Genomic DNA, 20,237 nt, shown 5'->3' with positions numbered 1-20,237 from the left:
AGATATTCTATCAGATTTTAAAAAGACTGTCGACAGTCACTTTGTCAACAGTCTGTAAGAAGATTCGATAATGAATCTTCTTTTTTTTCATGTTATAATATTAAATACAAAATTAAGATAATTGAGAGGAGAATTCGATGAGTTTACCAATTTATGTAATTGGACACAAAAACCCTGATACAGATTCAATTTGTGCTGCTTTAGCTCTTGCAGAATTAAAAAGACAGACTGGAATCAATGCGGTAGCTGCTCGTTTGGGGACTTTGAATCCAGAAACTAAATTTATATTAGATAAATTACATGTAAATATGCCAGTTTTATTAACGACTGCACGTTCAACGTTGGAAGAAATTGAAATTGATGATGCGGTGACAATTGAAGAAGGGCAAACGATTCGTCGTGCATGGGATTTATGCTTAGAAAATCATGTAAAGACTTTGTATGTTGTTGATGATAAAAATGAATATAAGGGTATGGTTACTTTAGGTGATGTTTCTAAGATTCAGATGCAGGATTTAAATATTACGAGTGAATTATTAAAAGAAACACCATTAGAAAATTTAGTTGCCAGTGTAAAGGGGTCTTTTATTTTAAAGGGAAATCTTGAAAGAAGTGGATTTGTTCGTATTGCGGACAAACGCTTGATGGATAGAGATCTAAAAGGTGCCATCATGGTTTTAAATGATCATGAAGATAGTATGATCAAGAGTATGGCAAAGGGTTGTGCTGTTATTGTCGTGGCAGAAAATTTTGTTCCAAATAGCTATATTATTGAAATGGCAAAACAAATGGGAGTTACTTTAATTAGTACGCCTTATAATATTATGAAAATCATTCAAATGATTTATCGTTCGATTCCGGTTGAATTGATTATGACTCCGGCTAATAAAGTGATTCGCTTTAATAAAAGTGAATATGTAGAGGATGTGGAACGTGAAATGTTGAAGACGCGTCACTCATCTTATCCTGTTGTGTTTCAGAAAAAAATATTGGGGTCTGTCGCTCGATATAACTTATTGAAGGCTGAAAAGAAACAGTTTATTCTTGTGGATCATAATGAAAAGAAACAGAGTATCAGCGATATTGAAACGGCGAATATTGTAGAGATTGTGGATCACCATCGTATTGGTGATATTGAAACAGATCGTCCAATTGTATTTAGAAATATGATAGTAGGTAGTTCTTGTACGATTGTTGGATTGATGTATGCAGAATATGGTGTTAAAATGCCTGAAATCATCGCAAAATTGATTGCGTATGGCATGATTAGTGATACAATGAATTTTAATTCACCAACATGTACGACAATTGATCGTAATTTGGCAAAGCGTTTATCAAGTGAATATGATATTGATTTTGATGCGATGGCTAAAGAATTATTCGAAAATACGGCTACGATTCGTGGAAAAGAATTCAAGAATATTCTTTACAATGATGTTAAAGAATATATGTTGAGTGGATATCACATTGCGGTAAGTCAGGTTTTTACGTTTGATTTGAGTATTGTGGATGAAATTAAAGAGGATTTCTTGAAGTACATGGATGAACAAAACACGATACATGAATATGACTTGATGTTGATGGTTATCACTAATGTCGAAGGTCGTGGTTCACGTTTCTTATATGTAGGTAAGTTATCGCATTTTGTTCGTGATGTCGTAGAAGAATTCAAGGATCAAGGATTTGTTTCTCGTAAAAAACAAATTGTGCCTCGTTTAGCACAAGAACTGGCATAAAGGGGGATTTAATATGGCAGTAGAAAAAAGATTAATGCATTATGCATCATTTGACACACAGTCAAGTGAAGAAAGTACAAGTGCACCTAGCACTGAAAAACAATTGATTTTAGCTCGTGAACTAAAGGCTGAATGTGAAAAATTAGGCTTTGATTCTGTTGAATTAACCGATACAGGTATTGTGTATGCATACCTAAATGCGAATACAGATAAGAAGATGGATCGTATTGGGTTTATTGCACATATGGATACGGCAACTGAAATTACGGGGGCGAATGTAAAGTGTCGTGTAATTTCAAAATATGATGGAAATACAATTCAATTAAATGAAGAGTATTCCATGTCTAAAGACGAATTTCCAGCTTTGGCAAACTGCATTGGAGATGATTTGATTGTTACAGATGGGACGACATTACTTGGTGCAGATGATAAAGCAGGAATTGCGATTATTTTAGAGGCTATGGAACAGTTGATTCGATCAGAAAAAGAACATGGATTTATTGCGGTTGCCTTTACTCCAGATGAAGAAGTAGGTCGTGGTGTCGAAAACTTTGAGTTAGATAAGTTTACCGTGGATTACGCGTTCACAATTGATGGTGATCGTATTGATTCGGTTGATTATGAGACATTTAATGCAGCACAAGCTATTGTCACATTTGATGGTACAAGCATTCATCCTGGAGATGCTAAGGATCGTATGGTCAATGCGAGTTTATTAGCAATGGAATATGCTTCGAGTCTTCCAAAAAAACAAACACCTTCACATACACAGGGGCGTCAAGGATTCTATCATTTAGTGGATATGGAAGGAATTTGTGAAGATGCAAAATTAACTTACATTCTTCGTAATCACAGTAAACAAAGTTTTATTGCACAAAAACAGAAGATGGAAGCAATTGCGGATAAGATGAATGAAAAATACGGAAATCGTGTTCATGTATCGATTCGTGATCAATACGAAAACATGCGTCAATATATGCATGGGGATATGCGTAGTGTGAATAAGGCAAAATATGCATTGCGTCAATGTGATGTAACACCAGTTAGTACACCAATTCGTGGTGGAACTGATGGTGCAATGTTGACGGCAAGAGGATTAATTTGTCCAAACTTAGGTACGGGTTCATTTAATCATCATGGTCGTTTTGAATTCGCAAGTATTCAAAAGATGGAAAAGATGGTTGAAATCGTATTAAAAATCGTTGAGTAGGAGGTTGTCATGGATTACGCTAAAGAAGCTTTAAGGCTACATGCTAAGTGGAATGGTAAATTAGAAACTGTTCCAAAAATGAAGATTGAAAATAGAGATGATTTATCGATTGCCTACACACCGGGTGTTGCGGCACCTTGTTTAGAAATCGAAAAAGATAAAAAGAACAGTTATGTCTATACGGGTAGAGCACATACTGTTGCGGTTATTAGTGATGGTAGTGCGGTTTTGGGATTAGGAAATATTGGTCCTGAAGCAGGTATGCCAGTAATGGAAGGTAAATGTGTATTGTTTAAGGCACTAGGAAATGTGGATGCCGTTCCATTATGCTTGAATACACAAGATACAGATGAATTGGTTCGGATTATTTCGAGCTTAGAGCCAAGCTTTGGTGGAATTAACTTAGAAGATATTGCGGCTCCTCGTTGTTTTGAAGTTGAAAAAAGATTACAGGAAAAAATGAATATTCCTGTTTTCCATGATGATCAGCATGGTACAGCTATTGTAGTTTGTGCTGCTTTGGTAAATGCTTTGAAATTGGCTGAAAAACAAAATTCAACAATCGTAATCAATGGTGCGGGCAGTGCTGGTGTTGCGATTGCGACTTTGATTTTAAAGATTGGTTTGGGTAATGTTATTTTAGTGGATAAGCAAGGTATCTTAACAGCTGATATGGATTTAACAAGTGGTCAAAGAGGATTGATTGATAAGTTAAATAAAGAAGGAAAAACAGGTTCTTTAAAGGATGCGTTAGTTGGTGCAGATGTATTGATTGGTGTTAGTGCAGGTCATATCGTATCTAAAGAAATGATTGCGTCTATGAATGAAAAGGCAATTGTATTCCCAATGGCGAATCCAGTGCCTGAAATTGAGCCGGAAGACGCAAAAGAAGCTGGTGCCTATATTGTGGGTACAGGTCGTAGTGATCATCCAAACCAAATCAATAATGTGTTGGCTTTCCCAGGTATCTTTAAAGGTGCATTAAAAGCAGGTGCAACTTGTATCAATGATGCGATGAAAGAAGCGGCTGTTTATGCGATCAGTTCAATGATTACAGAAGATATGTTGGATAGTGAACATATTATTGTTTCCGCTTTAGATCCAAGAGTTGCAGATGTTGTGGCTCAAGCAGTTGCAGATGCGGCAAAAGAAAGTGGTGTAGTGCGTGAGTAGAGTTGGTATTGTTGCAGAAGGTGGAGGTACTAAGGCTGCTTATTCTGCAGGAGTATTAAAATGTTTACTCGAACACGACATTATTCTTCCTTATTGTGTAGGAATTAGTGCGGGTACAGAAATTTTATTGAGTTATGTTTCAAAACAGGTAGATCGTTTAGAGGTTACAGGTGTTGATGCACCTTGTCAAAAGGGTGTAGTTGGATGGCGACCATTCTTTAAAGAAGGTTCGATCTTTGGTATTGAAGCTACGTATGATTTTATTGAGTCTAAAGTTCCATTGGATTTAGAAGCTTTCCAAAATAGTGAAACGCAAATGGAAGTAGGATTGTATAATCTAAAAACACATAAGGTAGAATATTTTAATAAGAGTTATATTGATAAAGATGAAACGTTGATCAAGGCAAGTTGTGCTTTGTTGCTTCTAGCTAAACCTTATAAGTTTAATGGGGAAATGTGGATGGACGCTGGTCTTGTAGATATGATTAGCATTGAACAAAGTCTTCGCGCTGGAAACGATAAGCATATAGTGATTTCTACAAAGGAAGAGGGCTATGTTCGTAAGCCGGCTCCCAAATGGCAATTGTGGCTGTCAAACTTGGTTTATAAGGATAAACAAATTACAGATGATTTAAGAAATCGTCATGTTCGCTATAAGGAACAGTGGGATAAGATTGCTGAACTTGAAAAAGAGGGTAAGGCATTGGTTTTGCGTCCTCATAAAGATCTTGGAGTCACTCGTTATACAACAGATCCAGAAAAATTGGGTCCTTGGTTTCAATTAGGATATGATGAAACTCTAAAGTGTATAGATCAGATTAAAGAATTCATTAAATAGAAAAACCTGGATTTCCAGGTTTTTCTTTTGCCACAACAATCATTTAAGGAGGTGTATTGCGGCATTAGTGACCACATTGTGCGAAGTGTTATATGTTTTAAACTACTAGAAAAGAGATTGTAGTCACATTTCTAATTATAGAGGTTCAATGTGAATTTATTATTAAAAATCAAAAATTCTTTTAAAAAGATTAGAAAGAGGCTATTATTAAGATATGAATGGTTATTTTTTTGATATGGATGGAACACTTTATAATAACAGGTTCCATGAAGTGAGTGAGAAAACTTTTAAAATGTTAAATGAACTACAAAGCCAAGGACACTTTGTAGCTTTATCAACGAGTCGTTGTCAATCTGAATTAAAGAATCTTCCTTCTTGTATGCGTTCATTTCAATTTGATTGTATGATCAGTGATGGTGGCGCTTTGATTTTGGATAAACAAAAAGAGATTCTTGAAATGAATTGCATTCCAAAAGAAAAAATGAGAAGTATAGATCAATTTTGTAAGGAACGAAACTTGGAATATCGTTATAGTACGAGAGGGGGAAATTATTTTGGTATGCCATATTCTAGTTTTGCGCATAATATATACTTTGAATTGTATCTGAACAGTCCAGTTTATAAACCTTATAAAGAGGATGAAGTGTTGAACGTTTTACTTTTTTGCCAAGGAGAAACAAAAGAGGCGTTAAGACCTTTGATCAAGGATTTAGGGTATGTTGAATATCCGGATTGTTTTGAATTGCGTGCGAATCAAGTAGATAAGGCAACGGCTGTGAAAAAAATCATGGTTGCTCATGCATTTGAAACAACGTATTGTTTTGGGGATGGAACCAATGACATTGATATGTTGAAGCTTGCCGACGTGGGTGTTGCGATGGGCAATGCATGTGATGCATTAAAAGAAGTTAGTGATGTTGTAATTGGAAGAGTGGATGAGGATGGTATCTACAATTTCTTAATGGGAAAATAAAAGCTGAATAGGAGGAGAATAAGATGGCTTATATTTTAGAGAATGATGTATTGAAATTGGAGTGTGCTGGAAAGGGTGGCGAAATGCTGCACTTAGTAAAGAAGAGTACAGATCATGAAACTTTATATCAAGGAGATCAGGGGTGGTCTGGTAGAAATCCTTCTTTATTTCCAATGGTAGGAAATACATATACAAAGGATTATGAGATTGATGGTAAAAAATATGCGATGAAAAATCATGGATTGATTCGTTATGCGACTTTAAAGGGTGAAAGTCAAGAAGATGAACTTGTATTTAGCTTAGATGCGAATGAGGATACGTTAGCTCAATATCCTTTTAATTTCCATTTTGAGATTGGATATAAATTGGATGGAAATAAAGTTTTAATTCAGTATCATGTAAAAAATAATGACTCTAAGGACATGCCTTTTGGGTTTGGTTTGCATCCTGCCTTTAAATTGGATGATGAGTTTTCTACGTATACTTTGGTATTTGAAAAAGAAGAAAATACGAAACAATTGTTGTTTGATCCTAGCTACGAAAAGAATGTAGAGTATCAGGATGTTGCATTTAAAGAATGGAAATTATCTAGAGAAGATGTAAAGAAGTATGCGACGATTATTTATAAGGATTTAAAATCAAATTATGTAACTTTAAAACATGGAGATGAAGAAGTGGTTCGCGTATCGATTGAGGGATATCCATATTTGGCTTTATGGACTCATGATAGTGCATCGGATTTCTTATGCATTGAACCTTGGTATTCCCATGGGGATTTCGAAAAAGAAACACCAGATTTCTATCATAGAGAAGGAACTATGGTTTTAAAACCAAATGAAGTGTGGTCTTGTTCATACTGGATCGAGGTACTTTAAGAAGGAGAAATCCTTCTTTTTTAATAAGAATTTGTATTTTTAAAGAACAAATTTGCACTTTTTAGTTTACTTTCACCTAAAATCTTTTATTTTGGTTAAAAACGGTTATAATGAAATTAGTTCAGAAGGAGAAAGAAAAATGTTCGGAAAAGAAAAATCAACTTGGGAAGAATTAAGTGGTATTTTTACTGCACAGGAAATCTACCAACAACCTGCCACTTGGGCAAAAACAATTGCTCAAATTAAAAATGAAAAGGAAGCTTTAAAGAAATTCATGGAACCTGTATTAAGTGATCCAGATTGTGATATCGTGTTTACAGGTGCTGGAACAAGTGAATATGTAGGTAATGCATTATATTCATATGTTAACCGTTATACTGGTTACCATGCAAAATCATATGCTTCTACTGATTTAGTAGAAACTCCAGAAAACTATTTATCAAGAAATAAAAAGACTTTATTAGTGAACTTTGGTCGTTCAGGAAACTCTCCTGAAAGTGTTGGCTCAGTACAAGTTGCTGATGAAGTATGTAAGGAAAATGTGTATCATTTATTCATTACATGTAACAAAGATGGGGCTTTAGCAAAAGCGGCAGCTACTCGTGACAATGCTTATGATATTAACTTAACACCAGAAACTCATGATCAGTCTTTCGCAATGACTTCAAGTTTCTCTAACATGATGTTGGCTGCATTATTATGTTTCCGTTTAGATGATATTGATGAAGTTGCAAAAGAAATGGAGAGTGTTATCGCTCAAGGACAAAAATTTGTTGATGAAGGATACAAAGTATGTGAAAATTTAGTTGCTGACTTTGCGGAATTTAACCGTATTGTATACTTAGGTGCAAATACATTGAAGGGTATTGCTCAAGAAAGTCAATTAAAAATTTGTGAATTAACTGCTGGTACAGTTACAACTACATTTGATAGTCCAATGGGATTCCGTCACGGACCTAAATCAGTTATCAACGATGAATGTTTAACAGTTGTTTATTTATCAGATGATGAATATCAAAGACAATATGAATATGACATTATTAAAGAAATGAGTGGACAACGCAAAAAGAACCGTTTAGTTGCAGTTTCTAGTCATGCAGATGCTGAAATCGAAGGATTAGTAGATACATTCATTAACTTTGATTTAGATGCGCCAAAAGATAATATTTTCTTAGGATTTGACTATATTTTAGTTGCTCAGGTTATTGCGTTATTTAAATCATTGAGCTACAAGATTACACCAGACAATCCATGTCCAACAGGTGAAGTAAACCGTGTTGTTAAGGGTGTTACTATTTACCCATATACTGCAAAGTAAGAATTTAGAGGAGAAAAAAGAAGATGATAGGATTAATTGTTACTGGTCATGGCCACTTTGCGACAGGTTTAACTACAAGCTTAAACTTGATTGCTGGAGATGCAAAAGAATATGTTGCTGTAGATTTTGAATCCACAGATTCAACGGATGATTTAGCAAAAAAATTAACAGATGCTATGGATTCATTAAAAGACTGCGAAGGAATCATTGTGTTAAGTGATTTAGCTGGTGGTTCTCCATTCAAAACGGCTGTTGAAATTGGATTCCCAAGAGGAAACGTAGAAGTTGTTGCAGGTACAAACTTAGGTATGTTAGTTGAAATCAACTTAACTCGTACTTTCTCTGAAGATGTTCATGCTTTAGCTGAATCAGCTTGCAACGTTGGAAAAGATCAAGTTATGCGTTATGTATTCCAACACATTGAGCAAAACGACGATTTTTCAGATGGTATCTAATATTTAAGCTAGGCTTTGCCTGGCTTTTTTTGTAAAAACTTTTCAAACATCTGAAAATGAGGTATGATATTTTCATATACGGAGGTATTTAGAATGGATTATAAAGGAAGAATTGAGGCATCTATTCAAGATCATTTAGATGCATATATGGATATTGTAAAAACGCTTTATGATAATCCGGAAACAGGGTTTCAGGAATATGAAACACAAAAGGTTTTAGTGAAATATTTAAAGGATGCGGGCTTTGATGTAAAGGCTGGTGTTGTAATCGATACAGATTTTGTGGCTGAATACAAATCATGCAAAGGAGGTCCAACAATTGCATTTATGTGTGAATATGATGCATTACCAGAAGTAGGACATGGATGTGGACATAATTTAATTGCAGGAATTGGTATTGCAGCAGGTGAAGCTTTAAAGAGTATTGTTGATGAAGTAGGCGGAACTGTTCGTGTCGTAGGTACGCCTGGTGAAGAAAACTTTGGTGGAAAAGTGAAAATGAGTGAAGCTGGTGTGTTTAATGATGTAGATGCAGCTTTAATGGTTCATCCAAGTACAGAAAATGGTGTCGGATCTAGATCATTAGCTATTTTACCAATTAAGTATGAATTCTTTGGTAAGAATGCGCATGGATGTCGTCCTCAAGAGGGGCACAGTGCATTAGATGCAGCGATTAGTACATATACACAGATTTCAATGTTACGTCAATTTGTGACTCCAGGATCATATATTCATGGAATTATTCGCGACGGAGGTTTAGCTGCCAATGTAATTCCTGCTTATGCAAGTATGGAGTATTATTTTAGAGCAACTACGATGGCATATTGTAAAGAGATTGCAACTCGTGCAGAGGATTGTGTGAAGGGTTCTTGTATTGCAAGCCAAACAACTTACAAAACAAGTATGTATGAATGTCCTTATGAAGATACAAAAATCAACTATACACTAGCTGATATGTTGACAGAAAAATATAAAGAGCTAGGAGTCGAGCAAATTAATCCGGTTGATGAAATTCCATGTGGTTCTACAGATGTTGGAAGTGTAAGTTATGTTTGTCCAACAATTCAGGGAACTATCAAAATCGCAGATTGCTCAGTTGCTGGTCATTCTAAAGAAATGGCGGCTGCAACAATTAGTGAAGATGGAAAAGCTGGATTAGTAACAGCAGCTACAGCTATTGCGTTAATTGGTTTAGATTTGATTACTGAACCTGAAAAGTTAGAAAAAGCAAAAAAAGAGTTTAATCAATAATTATTAAAGCTGGTTTCTTTGTAGAAATCAGTTTTTAATTTGCATAAATCAGTAATCTAAACATTATTTATTGACAAAATGTACAAGTAAATTAAAATCAAATATAGAACATATTTGGAGGTAATTAATGAAGGCTGCAATTTTTGATATGGATGGATTATTGTTTGATTCAGAATTGATTTTTGATCGTGCATGGCAAATGAATGCTGATAATTATGGGTTTGTATTGGATCCTAAGATGCAAGAAGAACTAAGAGGCTGTTCAGGCGTTGTAATGCGAAATATTGTAAACCGGTATTTGCCTAATCAAGATGCATTTGTTTTACAAAAGGAATTATTTGAGAATGCATTGTCTTTGGAAAGAGAATATGTTCCTATGAAGCCTGGTGTTTTTGAGATACTGGATTATTTTAAAAGTGAAGATTTTAAATTGGCTGTTGCGAGTAGTTCTCCACAAGATATGATTGAGAATAATTTAAGGGTGTCAAGACTTGAAACTTATTTCGATGTAATTGTGAATGGTTCAGAAGTGTCTAAGGGTAAACCCAATCCAGATATATACTTACTAGCATGTGAAAGGGTTGTGGTTTGTCCAGAGGAATGCTATGTTTTTGAAGATGCTAGAGCTGGGGTAGCGGCAGGAGTTGCTGCTGGATGCAAAACAATCATGATTCCAGATTTAGTACAACCGACTATAATCGAAAAAGAAACTGCATATGGAATATATGATGATTTGAATTTGGCTTTAGAGGATATAAAGAAAAAACGTTTGTAAGTGGCTTTTAAAAAGTCACTTATTATTTTCGATAAAATGTAAGCGTATTCTCTTTACAATGTGTGCAATGTAATGTATTCTAAGAAATGTAGTATATTATTGTGCACTAAAAACAAGGAGACATGAAATGAAAGCAATCGAAAAATTAAATGTTATAGCAGATGAGTTTTTTAAAGAGATTACAGATTCTATAATAGGGGATATCAAAAAGACAACAAACAAGAGTATTCATGCAAGTCAAATTAAGCCTGGATTAAATTATAAAAAGGTGTTACCAAATCGATTTAAAGGAAATTCAGAGGTGACAGTTAAAGTGTTATCTTGTATTCCATTAAAGGAATATTCTTCTGTATTTGAGAGTGATGTGGATCGTACATATGTAACATATCGTATAGAAAATATATTAGAGGATGGTATAGAAGCATCTTATGAAGAAAGGTATGAGACAAAAAAGGGAAATGGTACGATTCGTTCACAAAATGGATTGTTTGGACAGAAGTATTTGGATAAACAAAGTTTTAAAAAGGGCAAAAAATTATTGAAGAAAATTGAAGATTATATCATTCAACATAGGGATAAATAATTATGGTTAAACTAGAAAAATCACAAAAAGAATTTTTAATGTTACTTTTAGAGAATGAAAATCCGCAATCCATTCAATCGATTCAAGACCAGTTAGATATTAGTCGTCGGACAGTTTACTATATTGTTAATAAAATTAATGATATTTTCTATGAATTACGTATGGAACCGATTAATAATAAGCGTGGACATGGATATTATTTAACAGCGGATCAAAAAAAAGTTGTGGATTCGATATTGCATTCCGATAGAACTTTACAAAATTTATCTCCAGATGAAAGAGTTCATTATTTGATTTGTTGGATGATGTATCCTAAGACTAATATTCATATAGAAAATATTATGGAATTATTTGATATTTCTCGTAACTCTGTTTTTAATGATTTAAAGGATTTAAAAAGTGAAATTGAGAAGTATGATGTATCTTTATATTTTGATATAAAAAATGGTTATATGATAAATGGACAGGTTTTTAGTAAGAGAGCATTGTTGTTGTATTATCTAAAAATCTTATTGAAAAAAATACATTATAAGAGTATTGAATTTTTGGATGTTTCAGAAGTAGAAACTTTTTATTCACGTTTACAGCAAATTTCATTAAAGATGCATAATGAATATGATGATTATAATCTTTTAGCAATCGCATGTTTATTGAATATTGTTCATTATGTGGATGAAAAATTTGATCTTTCAATATTAGAATTAAGAGATCTTGAGAAAACAGAAGAATTACATATGATCGATAAATATTTTCAAGATTTGAATGTACATGAACGATTATATTTAACGATTCATTTACTTGGGTCTAAAGCAGGTAGTGTTATTCGTTTAGATGATAGCCAAAGAGATATCCAATTGTTTGAATTAGCATTGCATTTAGTTGATTTATTTGAGCGCCAGACTTCTTGTGATATTAGCGAGAAGAATGAACTTGTTAATTCTTTATACATGCATTTTAAATTGTCGATGTATTATTATCAGCTATCCATACAAATTTCGAATACATTATTAGAGGATGTAAAGGAAAATTATGGCAATTTATATCAAATGATAAAAAATTTATGTGAAAGCATGGATGATGAATTTCCTTTTATTCTTACAGATAGTGAAATATCATATATAACAATGCATTTTGGCGGTCATTTAAAACAAGTACAGGGTAAATTTTATGCGCTAATTAGAGTGTTGATTGTTTGTCCGAGTGGTATATCAACTTCAACTTTGTTGAAACGAGAAGTAGAAGATCTTTATGCGAATGTAACTGTTATTGCTGCAACAGCTGCAGAGAATATAGCGCAATATAAAGAAAATATTGATTTCATAGTATCGACAATTGATTTGGATACAGATATTCCTTGGATCAAGGTTAATGCGATATTGACGAAGGATGATAAGTCAAAGATTGCATCAATGATGTCATTGAATATGCAAACGTATAAATTAAATAAAGACAATTTTTCTGGTTTGTTTTCAATTATACAAAAATATGTAGATCCAATTCAGATGAAAAATTTGAAAAGAGATGTGTATGATTATTTTAGAGAGGGAAATTTAATTGTAGATGTTGTAGAGGAAAAACAATTACGTTTAAAAGATATCATGTATAGGGATCATTTGATTCGTATTGATAAAGATATTATGTGGGATGAAGCAATTCGTCTTGCGAGTGTTCCTTTATTAAAAACAAATATCATCACAGAAAATTATATTAATGAAATGATTGGGTTAGTTCGAGATTATGGTCCGTATATTGTCATAAAAAATCGTATTGCGATTGCCCATGCAAAAACAGAAGCTGGAGCGAATGCACTTGGAACAGCTTTGTTGATAAATAAGAAAAATATTCAGTTTGAAGATGATTTAAATATTCATTATTTATTTGTAATATCGAGTTCAAATCCCAAGGAACATCTACAAATACTAAAGGATATTTCGATGTTAGCATCAGATGATATAGATTTGAATGCACTACTTGATAAAAATGTAGATGAGATTATGGAATTGATAAAGAAGATGGTTAATCGTACTTAAAAACAAAGGTTTATATGCCAGAAATGGTGTGTAAGCCCTTTTTTATGTTGATAAACATTAATAAATGCAATTTATTTTGCATAAAACTATTGAGTACAACAAATTGCACAAACAAGTTCAAACTTCTTGGACTATTTTAAAAAATGGGTTCAACGTATAATACAGACATAAAGAAGTGCACATCTTTAGAAGAGCTTGATATTCAATATTTATATTTTGAACAAACTCGAAGTGAGTGAGGTAGAAAGATGGATGAATTTATTTTGATGAATAATTTCCAAATTGATGCGAATGAAATTGACTGGCATAAAGCAACTAAAAAGGCAATTACTCCATTAATTGAAAATGGCTTTGTAAAAGTTGAATATGAAGAAGCAATCATGGAAAATCTAAAAAGAGCTGGAAGTAAATTCATTATTTCTCCTTACATAATTCTTCCACATGCTAGACCTGAGCAAGGCGTAAACAAAAATGCAATTTCTGTTCTGCTTTTAAAACATTCTGTCTATTATGAAAATTCGAGGGAGCCAATAAGACTGATTGTTGTGCTTGCTTCTACAGATTCCGTTTCACATCTTGTGATGTTGAAAAAGGTGGCAGAGATTTTAAATAAGGAAAACAACGTCAGTGATATTTTAGAGTCAGAAACGATTAGAGAGCTCTATGAGAAATTTGCTTAAAAAGATAGATTGGAGAAGAAAATATGGAATTTAAATTTGTACCAGATTTGGTAACAACAAATTTAAGCGCAGATGATAGTTCGGATGCAATAAATAAATTGAGTAAGTTATTAACTGCAAAAGAATACGTATCTGAAGAATATGCTGGAAAAGTAATTGAGCGTGAACAAGAGTATCCTACAGGATTACAGACAAAAGGCCCTGCAATTGCGATTCCACATGCATTTGATGATGGCATTAAAGGAAATCATGTTGCAATTGGTGTTTTAAAGAATCCAGTCAAATTCCATAGTATGGAAGACATGGATGCTGAAGTAGATGTAAAAATTATGTTTATGTTGGCAATTGGTGGATCACATGAACAGTTGGCAATGCTTCAATTCTTAATGAAGGTGTTCCAGCATGAAGAATTACTTAACACTATAGCTACTACAGATTCAGATGAAAAAATCTGCGATTGCTTAAATAAATATTTAGAAGAATTGGGGGAAAATTAATATGAAAAAAGTTGTAATTGCTTGTGGAGCTGGATTAGCTACATCAAGTATGGTTAAGTCTAAAGTTGAAGATATCTTAAAGAAAAATGGTATTCAATTTAAGACAATTCAATGTACTTTAACAGAAGTAGATAACTACGATGGAGATGTTGATTTAATTATTACTACAATGAGAGTTCGTAAAAAATATAAATCTCCAGTCATTTCTGGAAGTGCTTATTTATCAGGCGTAAATGAAGATGCTGTAACAGAACAAGTCTTAGAAGTTCTAAAAAAATAAAAATCAAAATAGAAAATAAAAATTAGAGGAGAAAAATAATGCAAGTCGTAATGGATGTTATATCGTACATCGTTGGATTAGGAAGTTATATCTTTGTTCCTATGTTGATGTGCTTAATCGGTTTATTATTTGGTTTATCAATTCCTAAAGCTATTAAAGCTGGAGCTACTGTTGGTATCGGTTTAGTTGGTGTTAGTATTGTTTCAACATTGACAGCTAACTCATTGGGACCAGTTATTAATGAAGCTGTAAATGTTCTTCACTTAAATTTAACAGCAATTGATGTTGGTGGATCTCCTGCAGCTGCCGTTGGATTTGGTGGTTTAGTTAGTGCAACATTAATTGTATTTGTTATCGTAGTAAACGTAGTTATGGTTGCTTTAAAACTTACAAACACAATTAACGTTGATATTTATAACTTCTGGTATTTTGGAATCACTGCTGGTTTTGTTGATTTAATTACCGGAAACTTCTGGTTAGGTATCTTAGCTGGTGTAAGTCACGCTATTTTAGGCTTAAAGGTTGCAGATATCATGGCACACCGTACTCAACAAATTATTGGTATTGAAGCAATTGCTATTCCTCACGGATTTGCAGCAGCAAGTGCTCCATTCTTCATGGTGTTAGATAAAATTTATGATCGTATTCCTTATTTCGCTCACAAACCAATCGAAGATGATTATGTAGAAGACGAAGGAAAAGGATTTACTCACATAATTGGAGCTATCTTCGGTGAAAGAATTTATTTAGGTTTGATCATGGGTATGTTCTTTGGTATCGTTGCTGGATATGATTTCAAAGGTATTGCTGATGTTACAATCAAAACTGCAGCATTGATGGAATTGTTCCCAATGGTTGTTAAGATGTTAGTAAATGGTTTAATTCCAATTTCTAACCAAGCTAAGTCATTCTTCGTTAAACACTTCCCAGATCGTTCATTAAATATCGGTCTAGATTCAGCTGTTACAATTGGTCACCCAGTAACAATTTCTGTTGGATTCTTAATGATTCCATTCTTCATGATTTTCGCAGCAATTTTACCAGGAAACATTACTCTTCCATTAGGTGAAGTTCCATTTGCAGCATTCTATGTATGTTTCGCAACAATCGTACACCGTGCTAACAAACGTCGTACTATCATGTCAAGTTTGATTTTCTTGCCAATCGTACTTTACATTTCAAGTTGGGCAGCTCCATTATTCACTCAACTTACTAAAGGTGCTGGTATGGATTTAGTTGCAAAAGGACAATTCGCAACAACTACTGCTTTAGGTAACCTATTCATCTTGATTCCAACATTATTAGCTGAAGTACCAGGAGTGGGATTCGTATTGTTGATCGCATTAGATGTTGTAGTTATCTTTGGTGGTAAAGTATTAGAAAAATACTATGCAAAAGAAGATGCAAAATTTGAAGAAACAATTGGTATTGAATCAATGTAAATCGTAAGGAGTGAATATAATGAAAAAAGTAAAAATTGGTGTTGTAGGTGCAGGTATTTATGGAAATTATCACATTCATACATATGCATGTGATCCAAATGTAGAAAAAGTTGTATTCTGTGACTTGAACGACGAACGTAAAAAAGCTGCAGAAGAAAAATATGGTGTAAAAGGATATTCAACTGTAAAAGAAATGGTTGAAGCTGAAGCATTAGATGCTGTAAGTGTTGCTACTTCAGACCCATATCACTTTGATCCATGTAAAGATGCAATTGAAGCAGGAGTTAAATACTTATTGATTGAAAAACCAATGGCTTTAACAGTGAAAGAATGTGAAGAGTTAATTGAATTAGCAGAAAAGAACAATGTTAAGATTTCAGTTGACTTCCACAAACGTTGGGACCCAGCATATAACTGCATTAAAGATGACATTAAATCAGAAGATAAGAAGATTATCAGAGGCTATATGGCATTAGATGATGTCATCGCAGTTCCAGAACAATGGTTTACTTGGACTGACAAATCATCTCCAGCATGGTTCTTAGGTGTTCACTGCTATGACTTGATTCGTTACATTACTGAAAGCGAAGTTGAAAAAGTATATGCAGTTGGAAACAAAGAAGTGTTGAAGAAAAAAGGCTATAACACTTGGGATAACTTACAGGCTGTTCTTACTATGAAAGATGGAAGTAACTGGACAGTTGAAACAAGTTGGATTTTACCTAATACTTTCCCTAAATCAAACGATGGACAATTAGTAATTCTAACAGAAAACAAATATTTCAAGAATGAGTCATATCGTGGTGTTAAATCGTATTCAGACAAGAAACAAGGCATTCCAAACTATATTTTCATGAATTTCGTCGAAAACAGCGCTAGTGGATTTGGATTAGAACCAATGCAAGAATTCGTATCTGATATTGTAAATGGTAGAGAATTTAGAACATCAGCATTCGATGGATTGCAGGCAACTAAAATTGCTGCAGCTGTTCATGAATCAGCTGAAACAGGAAAGGTAATTTATTTGTAGAAGAGTGTATTATACACTCTTCTTTAAGGATATAGAGTATGTTGAAAATTGAATCTAATAAATTAACAGTTTGTATTGATGAATTAGGTGCTCAAATGAGTTCTATATATTTAAAGGAAGATGGGACAGAATTTCTTTGGCAGAAAGATCCAGACTATTGGAAAAGTAGTGCTCCTGTACCATTTCCAATTATTGGTAAATTAAATAATATGGAAACTCTATTTGATGGAGAAAAATATTCTATGAAATCAAATGGGATTATCCGATATGAAATAATACCGGTAGTTGAAAAACAAGATTCATTTGTAGAATTCTTATTTACTAATACTGAAGATACTAAAAAGATGTATCCGTTTGATTGTAGAGTAAAAATTAGATATGAATTAATTGATAATAAATTAATTGTAACGACTCATATCATGAATGATGATAATAAAACGATGTATTTCAATTATGCAGGACATCCTGGCTTTAGAACTCCTTTATATGATAATGAAACTTGTAATGATTATTATATTGAGTTTGAAAAAAATGAACGCGTAGGTGTATTTGCATTATCTGATTCAGGTCAATTATTACCAGAAACAGTTCCTTTCTTTGAAAATGAAAATAAGTTCTTTATTCGAAAAGATTTATTTATGAAAGAAGCTTTAGGATTTAGACATCCTGTATCTAATTCAGTTAGTATTAAGAGTATTACAAATTCTCATGAAGTAAAATTAAACTTTGAAGGTTTTGACAATTTAGCCATATGGTCTCCATATGTTCAAGACAAAGACTTGAAATTTGTATGCCTTGAACCATGGGTAGGACATTCTGATTATATGGGAAATGTCGGAGAATTTAAAAATCGTGACGAAGTCGCTAGCTTAGAAGCAGGTCAATGTAAAGAATATACTTATACAATTGAAATTAAGTAATTGGAGGCACAAATATGTTTGGTAAAGCAAAAGAAGAATGGGAAGGATTAACTGGTGTTTATACAGCAACAGAAATTATGCAACAACCTTCCACTTGGAAAAAGACAGTTAAACAAATTAAAGAGGACAAAGAAAATATCAAAGCATTTTTAGATAAAGTGTTAAGTTGTGATGATTATGACATTATTTTAACGGGTGCAGGAACAAGTGAATATGTTGGAAATAGTGTGTTCCCTTATTTAAATGATAAATATGATTTTAAAGTAAAATCTTATGCAACTACGGATTTGGTAAATTCTCCTACAAAATATTTATCTAAAACGAAACCAACATTATTAGTATCTTATGGTCGTAGTGGAGATTCTCCTGAATCAGTTGGAGCTCTTAAAGTAGCAAATGCAGTTTGTGAAAATATTTATCATTTAGCAATTACTTGCAATAAAGATGGAGCTCTTTCTAAATATGCAGAAAAAGAAGAAAATGCTTATGCAATTGATTTGACCCCTGAAACATTGGATAAGAGTTTTGCGATGACTTCATCATATACAAATATGATGTTGGCAACAGTTCTTTGTTTTCAGTTAGATAAGCTAGATGAAATCGAAAAATATGTAAATGAAATCTGTGATTCAACTAATTATACATTGGAAAACGATTGGAAAAAAATTTCTGATTTAGTTAGTAGTTATGATTTTAATCGTATTGTTTATTTAGGGTCTAATAGTTTAAAAGGTGTTGCACAAGAAAGTCAATTGAAAATGCTTGAGTTGACACAAGGTGCTGTAACAACGATGTTTGATTCACCTATGGGATTTAGACATGGTCCAAAGTCAGTTGTGAATGATAATACTTTGACTGTGGTATATGTGAGTGATGATGAATATACAAGAAGATATGAGCTGGATTTGATTAAAGAAATGAGTAGTCAAAGAAAAGGAAACAAATTAGTAGTCGTAGGAAATCACATTGAAGAATTGCATGAATTAGCTGATTTTAGTTTCGATATTGATTTGCCTGAATCTTTAGATAATTTCTTCTTAGGATTAAACTATATCGTATATGCTCAAATTACAGCATTATTCAAATCGATTCATGTTGGTATTACACCAGATGATCCATGTCCAAGTGGAGAAGTTAATCGTGTTGTTAAAGGTGTAACAATTTATGATTTATAAAATTACAAATCAAGCAGGATAATCTTGCTTGATTTTTTTCTAAATAACTGAAAGGAAGAAATGTATGATATTAGAAGTTTGTGCTGGTAGTTATAGTGATTGTGTGAATGCCTATCGTGGTGGAGCAACCCGCGTTGAGTTAAATAGTGCGTTGAGCTTAGGTGGGTTAACACCGTCTGTTGCAACTTTACGTAATGTCAAAAGGGAAATGAGTTTAGAAGTGGCATGCATGGTTCGTAATCGAGCTGCTGGTTTTTGTTATTCAAATAGAGAAAAAATTGTAATGCTAGAAGATACAAAAATATTATTGGAAAATGGTGCGGATGCCATTGTGTTTGGGTGCTTGACTAAAAATAGAGAAGTTGATGTCGAATTTGTACGCAAAATGGTGACTGTAATTCATAGTTTTAATAAAAAAGCAGTATTTCATAAGGCGATTGATGTTTGCGAGAATTACACGTCGTCAATTGAAAAGTTAATTGAATGTCATGTAGATCGTGTGTTAACGAGTGCACAAAAAAGAACAGTATTAGAAGCAAAAGAAGAAATAAAATATATAATCGATACGTATGGAGAAAAGATAGAAATCTTACCTGGTGGCAGCATCAATATTGATAATGTTTCAGAGATTGTTAATTATACGCATACAAATCAAATTCATTCATCTTGTAAAGATTTTCATCAAGATCATACGACATCATATGGAGTCATTTCATACAGTTATTTAGATGGTACGGATAATTATGAGTGTGTATCGTTGATCAAGGTAAAGGAATTAAAAAAGCGGTTAGATAATTTAAAAAATAGAAAAATGTGAAAGGGAACAGATTTGAATGTTCCTTTTTCTTATGAAACGGTTTTTAATTTAGACTTTTAAGAAGATTTTGTGATAAAAATGTGTTTTTTTAGCCAATTTTTATAATTGTTAGTGATAAATAATAAAAGGCTCTGTCACAACAAATGGTTGATTTTTGACGAGAAATAGCGTACAATAAT

The 20,237-nt window shown here is 33.2% G+C and carries 20 protein-coding genes; all 20 read left to right on the top strand.

The features are described from left to right. The first annotated feature begins 137 nt into the window (after positions 1–137). On the top strand, positions 138–1,736 hold the full coding sequence (locus tag LJE08_RS08925; protein WP_117925964.1) for a putative manganese-dependent inorganic diphosphatase: 1,599 nt from the start codon (positions 138–140) through the stop codon (positions 1,734–1,736). 13 nt (positions 1,737–1,749) lie between these two features. Continuing rightward, on the top strand, positions 1,750–2,946 hold the full coding sequence (gene pepT, locus LJE08_RS08920; RefSeq protein ID WP_227402977.1) for a peptidase T: 1,197 nt from the start codon (positions 1,750–1,752) through the stop codon (positions 2,944–2,946). A gap of 9 nt (positions 2,947–2,955) precedes the next feature. Then, a complete protein-coding gene (locus tag LJE08_RS08915; protein ID WP_227402976.1) occupies positions 2,956–4,119 on the top strand; it encodes an NADP-dependent malic enzyme in 1,164 nt (387 codons plus the stop codon). Continuing rightward, positions 4,112–4,957 (top strand): patatin family protein, encoded by an 846-nt coding sequence (locus LJE08_RS08910; protein WP_217255883.1) that lies wholly within the window; start codon positions 4,112–4,114, stop codon positions 4,955–4,957. Before LJE08_RS08915 ends, LJE08_RS08910 begins: the two co-directional genes overlap by 8 nt. 214 nt (positions 4,958–5,171) lie before the next feature. Beyond that, positions 5,172–5,930 carry a Cof-type HAD-IIB family hydrolase gene (locus tag LJE08_RS08905; RefSeq protein ID WP_186998640.1) on the top strand — a complete coding sequence of 253 codons (759 nt, stop codon included), beginning with the start codon at positions 5,172–5,174 and terminating at the stop codon, positions 5,928–5,930. A 23-nt stretch (positions 5,931–5,953) separates the two neighbouring features. After that, complete coding sequence (locus LJE08_RS08900) at positions 5,954–6,805, top strand: aldose 1-epimerase family protein (RefSeq protein ID WP_117925975.1); 852 nt, start codon at positions 5,954–5,956, stop codon at positions 6,803–6,805. A 139-nt stretch (positions 6,806–6,944) separates the two neighbouring features. After that, entirely contained in the window at positions 6,945–8,123 is a 1,179-nt protein-coding gene (locus LJE08_RS08895; protein ID WP_117925977.1) for an SIS domain-containing protein, read from the top strand. 23 nt (positions 8,124–8,146) lie between these two features. After that, positions 8,147–8,578 (top strand): PTS galactosamine/N-acetylgalactosamine transporter subunit IIA, encoded by a 432-nt coding sequence (agaF, locus tag LJE08_RS08890; RefSeq protein WP_217256054.1) that lies wholly within the window; start codon positions 8,147–8,149, stop codon positions 8,576–8,578. A 93-nt stretch (positions 8,579–8,671) separates the two neighbouring features. After that, on the top strand, positions 8,672–9,829 hold the full coding sequence (locus LJE08_RS08885; RefSeq protein ID WP_227402975.1) for a M20 family metallopeptidase: 1,158 nt from the start codon (positions 8,672–8,674) through the stop codon (positions 9,827–9,829). 127 nt (positions 9,830–9,956) lie between these two features. Then, the gene (locus LJE08_RS08880) at positions 9,957–10,604 is read left to right on the top strand and encodes an HAD family phosphatase (RefSeq protein ID WP_227402974.1); all 648 of its coding nucleotides are present in this window, start codon (positions 9,957–9,959) and stop codon (positions 10,602–10,604) included. A 127-nt stretch (positions 10,605–10,731) separates the two neighbouring features. Then, a complete protein-coding gene (locus tag LJE08_RS08875; protein ID WP_227402973.1) occupies positions 10,732–11,187 on the top strand; it encodes a DUF3284 domain-containing protein in 456 nt (151 codons plus the stop codon). A gap of 2 nt (positions 11,188–11,189) precedes the next feature. Beyond that, entirely contained in the window at positions 11,190–13,217 is a 2,028-nt protein-coding gene (locus LJE08_RS08870) for a transcription antiterminator (protein WP_227402972.1), read from the top strand. Positions 13,218–13,465: 248 nt separating this feature from the next. Continuing rightward, positions 13,466–13,897 carry a PTS sugar transporter subunit IIA gene (locus LJE08_RS08865; RefSeq protein WP_227402971.1) on the top strand — a complete coding sequence of 144 codons (432 nt, stop codon included), beginning with the start codon at positions 13,466–13,468 and terminating at the stop codon, positions 13,895–13,897. Positions 13,898–13,920: 23 nt separating this feature from the next. Continuing rightward, the gene (locus LJE08_RS08860) at positions 13,921–14,394 is read left to right on the top strand and encodes a PTS sugar transporter subunit IIA (RefSeq protein ID WP_227402970.1); all 474 of its coding nucleotides are present in this window, start codon (positions 13,921–13,923) and stop codon (positions 14,392–14,394) included. Between the two features lies 1 nt (position 14,395). Beyond that, positions 14,396–14,674: a PTS sugar transporter subunit IIB gene (locus LJE08_RS08855; RefSeq protein ID WP_117995762.1), complete on the top strand. Its 279-nt coding sequence runs from the start codon at positions 14,396–14,398 to the stop codon at positions 14,672–14,674. 38 nt (positions 14,675–14,712) lie between these two features. Next, positions 14,713–16,116 (top strand): PTS transporter subunit IIC, encoded by a 1,404-nt coding sequence (locus LJE08_RS08850; protein ID WP_227402969.1) that lies wholly within the window; start codon positions 14,713–14,715, stop codon positions 16,114–16,116. 19 nt (positions 16,117–16,135) lie between these two features. Beyond that, a complete protein-coding gene (locus LJE08_RS08845) occupies positions 16,136–17,146 on the top strand; it encodes a Gfo/Idh/MocA family protein (RefSeq protein WP_227402968.1) in 1,011 nt (336 codons plus the stop codon). 38 nt (positions 17,147–17,184) lie between these two features. Beyond that, entirely contained in the window at positions 17,185–18,066 is an 882-nt protein-coding gene (locus LJE08_RS08840) for an aldose 1-epimerase family protein (protein WP_117995759.1), read from the top strand. A 14-nt stretch (positions 18,067–18,080) separates the two neighbouring features. After that, on the top strand, positions 18,081–19,241 hold the full coding sequence (locus tag LJE08_RS08835) for an SIS domain-containing protein (protein WP_227402967.1): 1,161 nt from the start codon (positions 18,081–18,083) through the stop codon (positions 19,239–19,241). Positions 19,242–19,305: 64 nt separating this feature from the next. Next, complete coding sequence (locus LJE08_RS08830; RefSeq protein WP_227402966.1) at positions 19,306–20,058, top strand: copper homeostasis protein CutC; 753 nt, start codon at positions 19,306–19,308, stop codon at positions 20,056–20,058. The last annotated feature ends 179 nt before the right edge of the window (positions 20,059–20,237 follow it).

The sequence above is a fragment of the Holdemanella sp. DFI.5.55 genome (genome assembly GCF_020593575.1).
GTDB lineage: Bacteria > Bacillota_I > Bacilli_A > Erysipelotrichales > Erysipelotrichaceae > Holdemanella > Holdemanella hominis.
Note: the sequence above shows the minus strand (reverse complement) of the source record. Positions and strands in the feature narration are given on the sequence as shown.

Excerpts from the sequence above, each read along its gene's own strand:
- LJE08_RS08905 (WP_186998640.1), top strand. The coding sequence starts at position 5,172 with ATGAATGGTTATTTTTTTGATATGGATGGAACACTTTATAATAACAGG.
- LJE08_RS08875 (WP_227402973.1), top strand. The coding sequence starts at position 10,732 with ATGAAAGCAATCGAAAAATTAAATGTTATAGCAGATGAGTTTTTTAAA.
- LJE08_RS08865 (WP_227402971.1), top strand. The coding sequence starts at position 13,466 with ATGGATGAATTTATTTTGATGAATAATTTCCAAATTGATGCGAATGAA.
- LJE08_RS08845 (WP_227402968.1), top strand. The coding sequence starts at position 16,136 with ATGAAAAAAGTAAAAATTGGTGTTGTAGGTGCAGGTATTTATGGAAAT.
- LJE08_RS08830 (WP_227402966.1), top strand. The coding sequence starts at position 19,306 with ATGATATTAGAAGTTTGTGCTGGTAGTTATAGTGATTGTGTGAATGCC.
- LJE08_RS08855 (WP_117995762.1), top strand. The coding sequence starts at position 14,396 with ATGAAAAAAGTTGTAATTGCTTGTGGAGCTGGATTAGCTACATCAAGT.
- LJE08_RS08915 (WP_227402976.1), top strand. The coding sequence starts at position 2,956 with ATGGATTACGCTAAAGAAGCTTTAAGGCTACATGCTAAGTGGAATGGT.
- LJE08_RS08870 (WP_227402972.1), top strand. The coding sequence starts at position 11,190 with ATGGTTAAACTAGAAAAATCACAAAAAGAATTTTTAATGTTACTTTTA.
- LJE08_RS08850 (WP_227402969.1), top strand. The coding sequence starts at position 14,713 with ATGCAAGTCGTAATGGATGTTATATCGTACATCGTTGGATTAGGAAGT.
- LJE08_RS08880 (WP_227402974.1), top strand. The coding sequence starts at position 9,957 with ATGAAGGCTGCAATTTTTGATATGGATGGATTATTGTTTGATTCAGAA.
- LJE08_RS08900 (WP_117925975.1), top strand. The coding sequence starts at position 5,954 with ATGGCTTATATTTTAGAGAATGATGTATTGAAATTGGAGTGTGCTGGA.
- LJE08_RS08895 (WP_117925977.1), top strand. The coding sequence starts at position 6,945 with ATGTTCGGAAAAGAAAAATCAACTTGGGAAGAATTAAGTGGTATTTTT.
- LJE08_RS08835 (WP_227402967.1), top strand. The coding sequence starts at position 18,081 with ATGTTTGGTAAAGCAAAAGAAGAATGGGAAGGATTAACTGGTGTTTAT.
- pepT (WP_227402977.1), top strand. The coding sequence starts at position 1,750 with ATGGCAGTAGAAAAAAGATTAATGCATTATGCATCATTTGACACACAG.
- LJE08_RS08840 (WP_117995759.1), top strand. The coding sequence starts at position 17,185 with ATGTTGAAAATTGAATCTAATAAATTAACAGTTTGTATTGATGAATTA.
- LJE08_RS08860 (WP_227402970.1), top strand. The coding sequence starts at position 13,921 with ATGGAATTTAAATTTGTACCAGATTTGGTAACAACAAATTTAAGCGCA.
- LJE08_RS08925 (WP_117925964.1), top strand. The coding sequence starts at position 138 with ATGAGTTTACCAATTTATGTAATTGGACACAAAAACCCTGATACAGAT.
- agaF (WP_217256054.1), top strand. The coding sequence starts at position 8,147 with ATGATAGGATTAATTGTTACTGGTCATGGCCACTTTGCGACAGGTTTA.
- LJE08_RS08885 (WP_227402975.1), top strand. The coding sequence starts at position 8,672 with ATGGATTATAAAGGAAGAATTGAGGCATCTATTCAAGATCATTTAGAT.